The organism is Gottfriedia sp. NPDC056225, assembly GCF_042267765.1.
Lineage (GTDB): Bacteria > Bacillota > Bacilli > Bacillales > Bacillaceae_G > Gottfriedia.
This window is the reverse complement of record NZ_JBHJTJ010000011.1, coordinates 34,312-49,158: the sequence shown is the minus strand read 5'-3', so window position 1 is coordinate 49,158 and position 14,847 is coordinate 34,312. Positions and strand designations below refer to the sequence as shown.

Genomic DNA, 14,847 nt, shown 5'->3' with positions numbered 1-14,847 from the left:
TATTCGACTATCGGGGGTAATAACATGGAAAATGAAAAAATTGTTTTAGCATATTCAGGTGGATTAGATACTTCAGTTTGTATTAAGTGGTTACAAGAAAAATATAACTATGATGTAATCGCGCTTTGTCTTGATCTAGGGGAAGGAAAAGATGTAGAAGCCGTTCGTCAAAAGGCGTTAAATTTAGGTGCAATTAAGTCATATATGATCAATGTTAAAGATTTATTTGCAAATGAGTACATTGTTCCTGCTCTAAAAGCGAATGCCTTATATGAAGGTAAATATCCTCTATCTTCTGCTTTATCAAGACCTTTAATTGCAAAATTATTAGTTGAAGTAGCAAAACAAGAAGGGGCAGTTGCAGTAGCCCATGGTTGTACTGGAAAAGGAAATGACCAAGTTCGTTTTGAGGTTTCAGTAATGGCTTTAAATCCAAATCTTAAAGTAGTAGCACCTGTTCGTGAATGGGGTATGACTCGTGATGAGGAAATACAGTATGCAAATGAAAATGGTGTGCCAATTCCAGTTGATTTAGATAATCCATTTTCAATCGATGCAAATATTTGGGGAAGAGCATGTGAAGCGGGTGTATTAGAGAATCCATGGAATGAAGCACCAGAAGAAGCTTTTGATTGGACGAATGCGATTGAAAATACTCCGGACGTACCTGAATATATTGAAATTGAGTTTACTAAAGGTGTTCCTGTTGCCTTGAACGGTCAACCTATTGATTTAGTTCAATTAATTGAACAGTTAAATGGCATAGGTGGAAAGCACGGTGTTGGAAGAATCGACCATATTGAAAATAGATTAGTAGGCATTAAATCTCGTGAAGTTTATGAAAACCCAGCAGCATTAATTTTAATCAATGCACATAAAGAATTAGAGTTCCTAACACTGCCTCGAGAAGTAACAAACTTTAAAGTAAATATCGAACAACAGTTTTCGAAAATGCTTTACGATGGATTATGGTATTCACCTTTAATGGGAGCTTTAGATGCGTTTGTTAATACAACACAGGAAACGGTAACAGGTGTTGTTCGTGTGAAATTATTTAAAGGTAATCATACAGTAGTAGGTAGAAAATCTGAAAACAGTTTATATAATGAAGAGCTTGCAACTTATTCAAAGGGTGACATGTTTGATCACAATGCAGCTGTAGGATTTATTAAATTATGGGGATTACCAACGAAGGTATATAGCGAAGTGACACATAAAAGTACTGTTTTAAGTAAATAAAATTGTTTTGGAATAAGGAGGTAGCTATGTCAAAGCTTTGGAGCGGACGGTTTACGAAGGATACAAATCAATTAGTAGAAGAATTTACAGCATCAATTAAATTTGATCAATTAATGGCTAAGGAAGATATAGCTGGTAGTATAGCGCATGCGACTATGCTTGGCGAATGTGGCATTATTGAACTAAATGAAGCTGGTTTAATAATAGATGGTTTAAACAAGATTTTAAAAAAAATTGAGAAAAATGAAGTTCAATTTAGTGTTGAAAATGAAGATATTCATATGAATATCGAAAGTTTGTTAATTGAAGAAATTGGTCCTGTAGGTGGAAAACTACATACAGGTCGTAGTCGAAATGATCAAGTTGCAACGGATATGCATCTATTTTTAAAAAATAATACGACCTCCATTATTCAATTAATTGAAGACGTTCAAAATAAAATTGTTTCTCAAGCAAAAAAACATGTAAATACAATTATGCCTGGATATACGCACTTACAAAGAGCACAGCCTGTTTCGTTTGCACATCATATACTAACGTATTTTTGGATGCTTGAACGTGACAAGAGCCGTTTCAAAGATAGCTTAAAACGAGTAGATATCTCGCCATTAGGTGCAGGTGCATTAGCTGGAACTACATTCCCAATTAACCGTTATCGAACTGCTGAATTGCTTGGTTTTAGCGACATTTACCATAATAGTTTAGATGCAGTAAGCGATCGTGATTTTATCATAGAGTTCCTTTCACATGCATCATTACTGATGACACATATTTCTAGATTGTCAGAGGAGTTTGTCATTTGGTCTAGTCAAGAATTTCAGTTTATTGAATTAGATGATGCTTTTTGTACGGGCTCTAGTATTATGCCGCAGAAAAAGAACCCAGATGTTCCAGAATTACTTCGAGGTAAAACAGGAAGAGTTTATGGTAGCCTAATCGGATTATTAACTGTTTTAAAGGGACTACCTTTAGCTTATAACAAGGACATGCAAGAGGATAAAGAAGGTATGTTCGACACTGTTTACACAGTTGTGGGATCATTGCAATTACTATCAGGGATTATCGATACAATGAAAGTAAACGAAAATCGCATGTATGAAGCTGTTAAGAATGATTATTCTAATGCTACCGACCTTGCAGACTATTTAGTTAGAAAAAATATTCCATTCCGTCAAGCGCACGAAATTGTTGGAAAAACAGTTTTATATGCGATCGAGAATCATAAATTTCTAGGGGAATTAAAACTAGAAGAATATAAGGAAATTAATGAAGTGTTTGAAGAGGATATTTATCATACATTAAATCCAAAAACGGTTATGGAAGCAAGAATAAGTGAAGGTGGAACTTCAACGAATGAAGTTTGGAAACAAATAATGAAAGCTGAAGAGTGTTTAAGTTTTTCGACAAATATGGTATAATTTTCTAATTGAAAGCGTCCAACCATTTGGACGTTTTTTTTTGTGCTTCTATTAATAAATAATTTTCTATTCATTTAGCAAATACTAGAAGTAGTTACTAAAAAAAGGTAGGTATAATATGAGTACGCAAGAAAAAAGTAGTGTTTTTAGAGCATCAGAAGGCATTGCACACGCCGTGTTTGTCATGATCGGTATCGGTTCATTACTGGAGAGTATTGGAAAGATTTTTCATTTTGAATCGTTAATAACAATTGGCTTTTCAACTAAGTTATTAATGGCACCAGCTATTGGAGCAGGAATAGCAGTTTTATTAGGCTCTGGTACGCTGATAATTTTTTCCGCAATGGCCGCTGCGATAATAGGTTCTGGAGCTTTATTGATGGTAGATACGGCGATGACCATTAAAATGGGAGAACCAGTCGGAGCATTATTGGCAGCTTTAGTTGCTATTTTAATTGGAAAAGCCATTCAAGGTAAAACGAAACTAGATTTAATGGTTGTACCTCTATTTTCAATTTTAATTGCTGGATTAATTGGATTATATTTATCAAAATGGATTTCGCCCATATTAATAGCAGTTGGGAATTTTATTAAAGGCTCGACTGAAGGTTCACCTATTATTTCTTCTATTGTGTTAGCAGTTGTGTGGGGAATATTGATTGTTTCACCTGCCTCTTCTGCCGCACTAGCAATTGCATTAAATCTAGATGGGATTGCTGGAGGAGCTGCATTAGCAGGATGTGCAGCACAGTTTGTTGGTTTAGCAATTATCTCTGCACGAGAGAACGATCCAGGAAGTATTCTTGGTTTATTAATCATCACTCCTAAGTTACAGCTACCGAATGTAACTAGAAATATAAAGATTCTTATCCCGACTATAATTGCAAGTGCTGTGGCTGGGCCAATATCTGTATTCTTATTTCATATAGAAGCACCAAAAGAAATTGCAGGATTAGGCTTATGTGCACTCGTTGCCCCAATGAATTTATTAGCAACATATGGAAGTGCAGCTATTATACCCATGGTTGTGACATACATATTAGTTCCAGGAATCGTTTCGTATATCGTGTATATGCTCTTAAAACAAGCAGGTATGATAAAAGCAGGGGAACTGAAAATCTTATAAATTCTAGGTATGTGTTGAATGATGGAGTGCAAATGAAATGATGAAAAGTGCAAATAAAAAAGTGAAAACTGAAATTAAAATCGGGTATTCTGCAAATAAAGGATCATGAATTATGAATATTTGAGGGAAACCTACTAAATTAAACGAAATAATAATAAAATAGAATGTGAATTAACTAAAACAGAACAACATCATATAAAAAACCAATAAGATAAGAGTAAATAGATAAATTTTACTTCCAAACAAATAGAAAAATGAGTACTAATTAAAGTACTCATTTTTCTGTTCAATTTAAAATACGTTTTCATCGGTCCATAAAAAATAGTTTTAATCCAATTGCCGTAAAAATAATACCTTGTGCTAGATTGATAGCTTTAGAAGATTTCTCATTTTGTAACAATTTTTCACCTAAGCTACCTGCAAAAATAGCTATAATAGAAAATACAATTAGTGTTAATACCATAAAAGTTAAACCTAAAATAATCATTTGTAGAGGAACTGCCATACCATTCTTGTTTATAAATTGAGGTAAAAATGCTAAAAAGAATAATGAAACCTTAGGATTCAGTACATTCATCAAAAAACCACGACGGTATAAAGCAGGTAAAGTTTGCTTTTTTGGTTTCGTAAATGAACCTACTTCATTACTTGAACGAAATGCCTGATAAGCTAAATAAAGTAAATAAAAAGCACCTAAGTATTTTAAAATGGAAAAAGCGACATCTGATTTATATAAGATGGCAGATAATCCAATCGAAGCAGCAAGAGTATGAATTGTCACACCAGAACAAAGACCACATGCCGTTGCGATTCCTTCTTTTTTCCCGTAAGAAATACTTTGTGCCATCACAAATATATTATCTGGCCCAGGTGCTATAATTAATAATAAAGACACTCCTATAAATGATAAGTAAATCGTTAAATCCAACTTAATACCTCCAATAAAATATGTTCGAGTTTAATATTTTAACTTTAACATATTAGGGGAAGGAAGTGCAGAGGTAGCAGTTTGAGATATAAGGGAATTTAAAGGCTTAAAAGAGCAAGAATTGATAGTAGAAATAGAGGTAATAACAAGGTTGAGTTATTCTCTTCATCAACTTATTCTTGCATTAGAAGAGAGGATGATTTCTTTTGACTGAGAAAGAAAAGATGATAAACGGTGAGATGTATTTAGCATGGGATCTACAATTGATTGAGGAGAGAATTAGTGCTCGAAGCTTAACTCGTGAGTATAATTTGACACTTGAAACAGAAAGTAGTATACGAGAAAATTTAATAAAGCAGTTATTTGGTTCGACTGGTGATAGTATATATATTGAGCCTACATTTCGTTGTGATTACGGCTACAATATTCATGTAGGTGAAAATTTCTATGCCAACTTTGATTGTGTCATTTTGGATGTATGCCCCGTTCACATTGGAGTAAATTGTTTTATGGCACCTGGTGTCCATATATATACAGCTACACATCCACTTGATCCAGTTGAAAGGGCTAGTGGAGCGGAATATGGCAAGCCAGTTACAATTGGTGATAATGTTTGGGTTGGAGGTAGAGCGATTATTAATCCAGGAGTTAAAGTTGGAAATAATGTAGTAATCGCTTCAGGTGCAGTAGTAACAAAAGATGTTCCTGATAATGTAGTTGTTGGAGGGAATCCAGCTAGAATAATTAAGGAAATTAAGTAACATTTACGAAAAAGCCTTTTTGAAAAGTACACAGCGTATATACAATTCTTTCACTGCTGGAAATGGAGGGCTATATGATTACGATTTTACTCATTTGTATAGTACTAGGTTTTTTGTTATTAATTTATATGTTTATAGAGGCCCATTTAAATATAGTAAGAAAACATGAATTTTCTTTTTCAAATACATCTCTTGAAAAGCCAATTAGAATATTTTTTATTTCTGATATTCATAGAAGAAAAGTCCATTCTTCTATTATAGAGCGAATGACAAATCAAGTCGATCTTGTCATTATTGGTGGAGATTTGGTTGAAAAAGGTGTGCCACTTGAACGAATCGAACAAAATTTAGAGAAGCTTAGTAGTCTTGGGAAGGTCTATTTTGTTTGGGGTAATAATGATATCGAAATTAATAAGAAAGATTTAGAGACAATATTTAATAAATGGAATGTCGTTGTATTAAAAAACGCAGCTGAAATGATAAGACATCAACAAAGTGAGTGGGCAATAATTGGTGTAGATGATTTGAAAACGGGGAAGGTGGACATTGATCTTGCTTTTCAAGGTGTTAAACAAGATACATTTAAACTTTTAGTTAGTCATAATCCTAGAGTACTAAAGTTATTATCGATTGAACATGGAGTATCACTTGTTTTAAGCGGTCATACGCATGGAGGGCAAATTAGAATTTTTGGATACGGGCCGTATGAGAAAGGTAAGACACACCAGTATAATGGTATGACTCAAATAATAAGTAATGGATATGGAACGACGAAAATACCACTTAGATTAAGTGCACGTCCTGAAACTCATTATATTGAGATAAAGAGTATATAAAGTCATTAGAAATGAGATGCATTGGCATCTTTTTTTTTTATCCTTGATTAAAACACGAACCACTTACATTTATGTAAAAATTTGGTCGAATTAGAAAATTATAATAATTATTAAAATATTTTGCAAGTTTTGATTTTTACATAAAAAAAGACAAATTTCCCCCAAGTAATAATTAGCGGAAAATATAGTTTTATTTAGGTTAATCGTAATTAGTGCTATAAATAGGACTTATTTTCTGACTTTTTTATAGTTGAATTGATGATATTCCCCCAATTTACGATGTCGTTTTCTAGCGTTAAAATAAAAAAAAGAAAGAAAATTGTCAAAAGATTATAAAAATGGGGGAGAAAAATTTGCGTAAAAGAAACTTCAAAGTAAATTTAGCGAAAACGTCAATCAGTGCACTTGTTGTGACGTCGCTGATTCCGTTTAATGTATTGGCTGCCGCACCAAATGTCAGCACACAAAAAACGGTAGTGGGCTCAGTTACACAAAACACAACGACGCCTAACTTAACAGCTGATCAAATCAACGCATTAAAGAAAATATCAACAGAAAGCGAAGTAAAGATTTCGCCAAAGATTGATACGAAAAGCTCAAAACCGGTTAAGGTTATTGTCGAATTTACACAGGATCCAGCAAAAATAAGTGTCCTACAAAAACAAGTGGCTGGTGAAAAAACGACACTAAGCGCAGAAAATAGCGCAGTTAACTCGTCACAAGCTACATTCAAGTCATTTGTAAACGAGTTAAATAATAGTGCAAGTAAAACAAATTCAGTAAATGCAGTATCTTCATTAAGCATCGCACCAAATGAAGTATCTAATGAAACAACAGACAAAGTTGGGGATGCTACCGTTCAAATTACGCGTGAATACACACATGCATTAAACGGGGTGGCAATGACATTACCAGGTAACTTAGTTGAGAAATTATTTGATTCTGGTGTAGTAAGTCGTGTTTTAAACGATGACATAGTAAAGCTTGACCCAAGTGAACTGAAAGCTTCTGCGCAAAGTGAACAAGGTGAGAATAATTTACCAGAAAATTACATTCCATTACCAGGTATTGAAGATTTGCATAAAGAAGGTACTACTGGAAAAGGAATCAATGTAGGGGTAATTGATACAGGGATTGACTACAATCATCCAGATTTAACAGACGTATATAAAGGCTACCGTGCAAAAAGTGGAGAAGATGCTAGCAAAATCGATCCAACAACAGTTAAAGGATGGGATTTTGTTGACAACGATGCTGATCCAATGGAAACAACAGTTGAAGATTGGGTAAAAGCTGGCAAACCTGAAGGTGATGGTGGAGAACCGTATTATACGTTCCACGGTACACACGTTTCAGGTACGATTGCAGCTCAATCGAAAAATAATATAGAGTTACCAGCACAAGGTGTTGCACCAGGTGTAAACTTGTATAATTATCGTGTACTTGGTCCTTACGGTTCAGGGTCTCAAGATGCGATTATTGGTGGGATTGACAAAGCTTTACAAGATGGTATGAAAGTTATCAACTTATCTCTTGGGGCACCAAGTAATGATCCTTTATCAGCAGAAGCTGTGGCAATTAATAACGCAACTCTTGCTGGTGTAACATGTGTAATTTCAGCAGGGAACTCAGGTCCGGGTGAAGGCACATTAGGTACGCCAGGTGCATCAGCGCTTGCAATTACGGTTGGAGCAAGTGATTTCCCGGTAAGTATCCCGACTACATCAGCAAAAGTAGGGAATGAAACATTTACTAACTTCAAGTTACTTGGAAAAGGTTATAACGATCATTTATCAGATCTTGAGAATAAAACTTATCAATTCGTTGATGTTGGTTTAGCACAAGCAGCTGATTTTAAAGATGCGAACGGTAATCCAATCGATTTAACCGGAAAAGTTGCACTTATTACACGAGGTTCAATCACGTTAGCTGAAAAAATAACAAACGCAGCGAAAGCAGGTGCGGTTGCAGCAATAATGAGTAACAATATTGATGGAGACATTGATAGTTACTTAGCAAGTGATGATGGGTTTATACCAACATTCCGTATGACTAAAGCTGATGGTGAACGTTTACGTAGTGCAGGCACAAAAACAATCACTTTTGCGAATGTAAGTTCAACGAATACCCAAGGAAACCACTTGGCAAGCTTTAGTTCTAGGGGACCAGTCGCTTCGACATATGATATTAAACCAGATGTTGTTGCACCAGGTGTATCAGTGTACTCAACTTATCCATATTTCGTTCATAGCCCAGACAAAGTAGACTATAGTAACGCGTACGCTCGTATATCAGGTACATCGATGGCTGCGCCACATGTCGCAGGAATTGCTGCGCTAATCTTACAAGCACACCCAGACTACACACCAGCTGACGTAAAAGCAGCGTTGTCGAACACTTCTGGAAATCTAGACGGAGATTACTCTGTATATGAACAAGGTGCTGGTTTAGTCAATGTAGTGAAAGCAGTAAAACGTGACGTGAGCTTTAAATCACAAGACACAACTTCAAACATTGATAGTAGTGGTAATACTGTGAACATGAATTACGAAAAAGGTTCATTAACGTTTGGCGCAGTGTATAGAAAAGACGGTGCGGTCAATACGAGTAATCGAACAGTGAAAGTAAAAAATAGAGGAAACTCTAACAAAACGTTTGATATATCTGCAACTTTTATTAAACCAAATGCATCAGTAAGTGATGCAACTAAAAACGGCATTACAGTGACAACAAGTTCACCATCAGTAACAGTAAAAGCAGGAGAAACAACAAGCTTTACAGCAACCGTGAACGTACCAAGTAATGCAGATTATGGTCGATACGAAGGATATTTGAACATTGTAAACCATGATGATCCAAGTGAAACGTATCGTATGCCATTGGCTGTTCGTTCGGTGGAAAAAGGAATCAGCAACTTGATGATGGACGACAATGCGGCCACTACTAGAAAGCCGGTCATCCCTTCATTTTTTAATCTTGGCAGTGCAAGGAATATCGGCTTCTCATTAAACAGCCCGATGACATATGTCTGGGCGGTAATTTATGATAAAAACGGCAACGCACTTGGAGCTACATATCCATCGCCAATTAGTGCAAGTACAGCACCAACGGACCAGTTTTTAGTTATGCCTACTTTTGATGCAAGTAACTACTATCCATTTATCGGAGATCCGTCGAAAGAATTGACAAGCCAGTTCACAAAAGCATCATTGCCAGAAGGTCAGTACACGATTAAAATCCGCGCAACTGATACGACAAATATGTATGCGAAAACGTATGAGAAGTCGATGCCATTTATAGTGGACAACCAATTGCCGAAATTGACTTATAAAGACCATGCTCCAGGCGTGTACGAGCTGAGTGATTCAGATTTTACGGATGAAAAACAAGAAGGTAATACCTATCATGCGTTTTGGGTTCATGCTAACTTATACGATGAAGGAACCGCTCAGTTGGCTCCTCTAGGCATCACCCAATCGAATAACACCTTGTTCTATTACTATAATCGCATTGACGATCCGGATGCAGCATTCCCAACAGATGCAAATGGGGATACGAAATTTGGGATTGAAAAATCGGACATTGAAAACGGTCCGGCAGTCGTAACACTTTTCCCTAATGATGTAGCAGGGAACGCGGAAATAGTAAATGATTTCCATCAGTATGCATTTGTTAAAAAAGGCACACCGTATATGGTGCCGACGTATGACAAACAAAAAGTGACTCTGAATGATACAGTCACGATGACACTGAATCTTCACAATGTTCAGCAAATGATGTCAGGGACATATAATGCAACGTACTGGAAAGATGTATACGATTTGCAAGGGGTGACGGTAGCGCCTGAATTCCAAAAATGGGCAGATGATCATGGCGTGAAGGTAAATGTGGATACGCCTGTTGCAACGGCTGACCCTCTTTATGGAGCTAAAACAATGATCAATGTGGGCGCTCATTTAAGCGGCGGAGAAGATTTCAAAGGATTCAGCGGCGATAAGATGCCATTTTTGAAAGTAACCTTAAAAGTGAAGAACGATGATCCGCAAGGGCCGGCTAACATTTTATATGGAAATATGGTTGAGGATGATGTAATGACCAACTTCAGCATGATGCAGTATGGTCAAACGCAGCCGACAAACATTACAGCGCTTAGTCGAGTGAACAACTTCCAAGTTCTTCCGACGCATAATTCAGTTCAATCTTTTGTTAGGCTTCAAGCTTTTGCGAACAACGTAACGATGGACTATATAACACTAAATGCAAAAGCATATGCACTACTTTCGGATGGTTCTAAGTACCCAGGAACGATTACTTCGAAAGGGTATGTCAATATCTTAAACATTCCGATTTCAAAAGACCCATTTAAAGTAATCATCGAAGCACCAGGGCACTTAAAGAGCGTTCAGACCATCACAATGAATACACAGACTCCATGGGGCGACGATGTCGGTTCGTATAGCGGCTATATCGGAGCTGTATCTAGGCAACCGAATGGTCCAGCCGGTGATCTAAACGGAGACGGCGTGATTGATGTTCTCGACGTAAAAGCTCTAGCAAAGAAATACAGCGTGAAAAAAGCAGGTCCGGCTTTCAATCCGGAAGACTTGAACCAAGACGGTGTGGTGGATAGCACCGATATGAACTACCTTGTCGGTAACCTGTACAAAACCAATTTCGATGCGACGATTACACCAAAAGAAATGGTAGATGGAAAATATGCAACTGACTACTTTAACGTACTTGGCATCGCATCAAGCGTAAATACATTCAAAAACGTGGATAGTAGTGCACACAAAGCTACATTAACTTGGAACCCAGCAGTGGATGCAACAGCAATTAAAATCCAGCAGTCTTCAAATAATGGATCAAGCTGGCAAACGGCAACAACGGACGGTACATTGTCTGTGACGGATGGCAAAGTAACCGTAACTGGTTTAAATGAAAACACGAATTATCAATTCCGAGTATCGATTACAGGTGGCTTAAACGCTGGTGTATCAAACGTTGTAAGTTTGACTACAAAAGTGGTGCCAGTTCCAAACGCACCAGTTGTCAAAGGATTAGGTAACGGGGACAATGTTATCACAGGTAAAGCAGATCCAAACATCACAATCACTGTGAAGAACGGTGAGAATGTCGTTGCAGTTGGTAAAACAAATGAGGCTGGCGATTTCAGCTTATCCATCAGTAAGCAAACAGTTGGAACAGTATTAAGTATTACAGCAACGAATGATGACAACAAAGTCAGCCCAGTAACATCAATTACAGTGAGCGACAACGTGGCACCAGATGCACCAGTTGTTGACAAAGTAGGAGATAGCAATAAGACCGTTACAGGTAAAGCTGAAGCAAATTCAAATGTAGTTGTACGAAATAATGATGGCGTACTTGGAAGTGCAAAAGCGGATGGAAATGGAAACTATTCCGTTACGATTGCTCCGCAAAAAGCAGGTACAACGCTATATGTAAGTTCAACGGACGCAGCAGGAAACTCAAGCAAGGAAGTAACGGTTTCTGTTACTGACTTAACTGCCCCACTTGCACCGATTGTGAATACAGTTACTGACCATGATACGCAAATTTCAGGAACAGTAGAAGGCTATGGAACGGTTACCGTGAAAGCAGATGGAAAAGTAATCGGTATAGAGGACGCAAACAAAGCAGGCAAATTCTATATTGAAATTAGCCCGCTTGCTGGAGGTACTGAATTATCAGTAACGGTGTCTGACGCTTCAGGAAACGTGAGCACACCAACAACTGTTAAGGTTTTAGATAAAACAGCTCCAAGTGCACCAACTATTAATCCAATTGCAGATAGCGAAACAGTATTAACAGGTAAAACAGAAGCAAACGCAACAATTACAGTAAAAAATGGTAACAGGGAAATTGGAACTGGAAAAGCAGATGCAAACGGAGTTTATGAAATTCAAATAGGTAAACAAACAGCAGGTACAATTTTAACAGTAACTGCTAAAGATTCAGCAGGAAATGAAAGTGCAGCTTCTAATACAACAGTATTAGACAAAACAGCACCAAATTCTATTATCATTAATCCTATTGGTGATAATGAAACAGTACTAACTGGAAAAACAGAAGCAAATGCAACAATTACAATAAAAAATGGTAATAGCGAAATTGGATCTGGAAAAGCAGATGCAAACGGATTATTTGAAATTCAAGTAGGTAAACAAACAGCGGGAACAATTCTAACAGTAACTGCTAAAGATTCAGCTGGAAATGTGAGTGAAGATGCTAATACAACTGTATTAGACAAAACAGCTCCTGCTACACTTGTCATTCATTCATTCAGTGATAATGATACGGAATTAACAGGTAGTACAGAAGCAGGCGCAACAGTTATCGTAAAAAATGGAGATAAAGTAATTGGAACAGGTAAAGCATATTCAAACGGCTATTTTGTAGTTCAAGTAGGAAAACAAGCAGTAGGAACAATCCTTTCAGTAACTGCAAAAGATCAAGCTGGAAATGAAGGTAATGTTTTCGATGTTGTAGTACTGGACAAAACAGCACCTGCAGTACCAGTGGTAAATGCAATTAGTGATAAAGATGCGACATTAACTGGTAAAGCAGAAGCAAATGCAACAATTACAGTAAAAGTTGGTAACAATGTAATCGGTTCAGGAAAAGCAGATGCAAACGGCTCTTACCAAATCCAAGTAGGTAAACTAAAAGCAGGAACAACTTTAACTGTAACAGCTACTGATGGATCTGGAAACGTAAGTGGGGCTTCTAATACAACAGTATTAGACAGAACAGCACCTACAGCACCAGTTATTAATGCTATTGATGACAACGATGTAGTTTTAACTGGTAAAGCAGAAGCAAACGCTACAATTACGATCAAGAATGGTACAAAAGTAATTGGAACAGGAAAAGTAGCTTCAAATGGAACATATAAAATTTCATTAAATAAGCAAAAAGCAGGAACAGTTCTTTATGTAACAGCTAAAGATGCAGCTGGAAATGAAAGTGTTGCATCGAAAACAACTGTATTAGACCGCACAGCTCCGAATAAACCAGAGATTTCAAGTGTATCTGTAAGTTCGACAGGTATTCAAGTAAACGGTAAAGCAGAAGCAAATGCGAAAATTGTTATTTCAATCGGTACGAAGGTTGTTGCGAATGTAAATGCATCTAGTAATGGTTCATTTGCTGCGAAATTACCAAAACAAAAAGCTGGTAAAGTAACAATTACGATTTATGCAGTTGATAAAGCTGGTAATAAGAGCGGGACAGTATCACGTCAGGTTACTGTAAAGTAAGACAATTTAAAAAGGGGATTGAAAATTCATAGTCCCCTTCCTATTACAAAACTATGCTTACTTTATTTTAGATTAGAATAAAACAACATTATAGTAATAGTGAAGGCTTCCTTGAGTAAAATTGAAGAAGCCTTCACTATTTTTTCTTTTAAAGGTGTATTAAAGACATGGACGATTTCAATTCAGGAATTGAACAATCTAAATTGAGCTATTGAAAATTCTCTTTTTGATTGAATATGGCAAAATTACAAAACCAGCCAGATAGAAAACTTAATTCGGTAAAAGAAGTTTCCTTTATTAGAAGGTATTTTGTTATTTTATGGCGAATTGTTAGTATGTGTATTTTTTCTTTGGGGGTTCAAAAAATGAAAAAAGTTTTAGTGCTAGGTGGTACAAGATTTTTCGGAAAACGACTTGTTCATAAATTAATCGAAAAAGGGTATGACGTTTCAATCGCGACAAGGGGAATTACGGAAGATAGCTTCGGTGATCAAGTTAATCGCTTTGTAATCGACCGACGAAATCCTGAGACTTTAACAAGTTTAAGTAATCATAATTGGGATCTTGTTTATGATAATATTTGTTATACTCCAATTGAAGCGAAAGAAATTATTAAACTACTAACAAAGCATGTTAAAAAATATATTTTTACTTCTTCATTAGCAGTCTATGATACTGGCTTAAATCATGTGGAAAGTGACTTTGATCCTTTTAATTATCCAGTTGTGTATAACAAAGAGAATGAATATTCTTATGCGGAAGGGAAACGCCTTTGTGAAGCTGTTTTATTTCAGGAAGCAAGTTTTCCAGTGTTTGCAGCTAGATTTCCAGTCGTATTAGGACCTGATGATTATACTAAGAGATTGCTTTTCCACGTTAATAAAATATCTAATAATGAAGAAATGATAATTTCTGATTTAAACAAAGAGATGACCTTTATCGATTCTGATGAAACCGCTGAGTTTTTACTTTGGTTAGGTGAAAATGAATCGATTAAAAGTGGTCCTTTTAATGCGAGCTCTAATGGTAGTATTACATTTAAAGAGATTGTAAATATATGTGAAAAGGAAACTGGAAAAAAGGCTATTATCAGCTCTAATGGTCCGAGTGAACATCAGTCGCCATTTGATGCATATAGTGATCAGTCTTTGAGTAACGAGAAAGCTAGAAAAGAAGGTTTTCAATTTTTAGAAGTACATGATTGGATGAAGAGTTTAATTCATCAGTTTAGTTCATTATAGAATGTTCAAAAAAAA

General features: G+C 36.3%; 8 protein-coding genes. 7 read left to right on the top strand and 1 reads right to left on the bottom strand.

Annotated features, from left to right (window positions below; translation table 11 throughout):
• Nucleotides 1–24: 24 nt before the first annotated feature.
• The 3 genes from ACFCYN_RS09820 to ACFCYN_RS09810 all read left to right on the top strand — a co-directional run bounded on the left by ACFCYN_RS09820 (nt 25) and on the right by ACFCYN_RS09810 (nt 3,783).
• Complete coding sequence (locus ACFCYN_RS09820; RefSeq protein ID WP_375949014.1) at nt 25–1,239, top strand: argininosuccinate synthase; 1,215 nt, start codon at nt 25–27, stop codon at nt 1,237–1,239.
• A 26-nt stretch (nt 1,240–1,265) separates the two neighbouring features.
• Nucleotides 1,266–2,657, top strand: coding sequence for an argininosuccinate lyase (gene argH / locus ACFCYN_RS09815; protein WP_172445719.1), 1,392 nt, complete (start codon nt 1,266–1,268; stop codon nt 2,655–2,657).
• Nucleotides 2,658–2,775: 118 nt separating this feature from the next.
• Nucleotides 2,776–3,783: a PTS sugar transporter subunit IIC gene (locus ACFCYN_RS09810; protein WP_375949012.1), complete on the top strand. Its 1,008-nt coding sequence runs from the start codon at nt 2,776–2,778 to the stop codon at nt 3,781–3,783.
• Between the two features lie 304 nt (nt 3,784–4,087).
• On the opposite strand, the gene ACFCYN_RS09805 is transcribed toward ACFCYN_RS09810, so the two are convergent.
• Nucleotides 4,088–4,711 (bottom strand): LysE family translocator, encoded by a 624-nt coding sequence (locus ACFCYN_RS09805; protein WP_375949010.1) that lies wholly within the window; start codon nt 4,709–4,711, stop codon nt 4,088–4,090.
• 224 nt (nt 4,712–4,935) lie between these two features.
• Between ACFCYN_RS09805 and ACFCYN_RS09800 the strand changes: the two genes are divergently transcribed.
• From ACFCYN_RS09800 to ACFCYN_RS09785, 4 genes are all read left to right on the top strand, one after another.
• Nucleotides 4,936–5,472, top strand: coding sequence for a maltose acetyltransferase domain-containing protein (locus ACFCYN_RS09800; RefSeq protein ID WP_375949127.1), 537 nt, complete (start codon nt 4,936–4,938; stop codon nt 5,470–5,472).
• 74 nt (nt 5,473–5,546) lie between these two features.
• Nucleotides 5,547–6,308: a metallophosphoesterase gene (locus tag ACFCYN_RS09795; protein WP_375949008.1), complete on the top strand. Its 762-nt coding sequence runs from the start codon at nt 5,547–5,549 to the stop codon at nt 6,306–6,308.
• Nucleotides 6,309–6,661: 353 nt separating this feature from the next.
• Entirely contained in the window at nt 6,662–13,591 is a 6,930-nt protein-coding gene (locus ACFCYN_RS09790) for an Ig-like domain-containing protein (RefSeq protein WP_375949006.1), read from the top strand.
• Between the two features lie 365 nt (nt 13,592–13,956).
• Entirely contained in the window at nt 13,957–14,832 is an 876-nt protein-coding gene (locus ACFCYN_RS09785) for an NAD-dependent epimerase/dehydratase family protein (protein ID WP_375949004.1), read from the top strand.
• Nucleotides 14,833–14,847 lie beyond the last annotated feature (15 nt).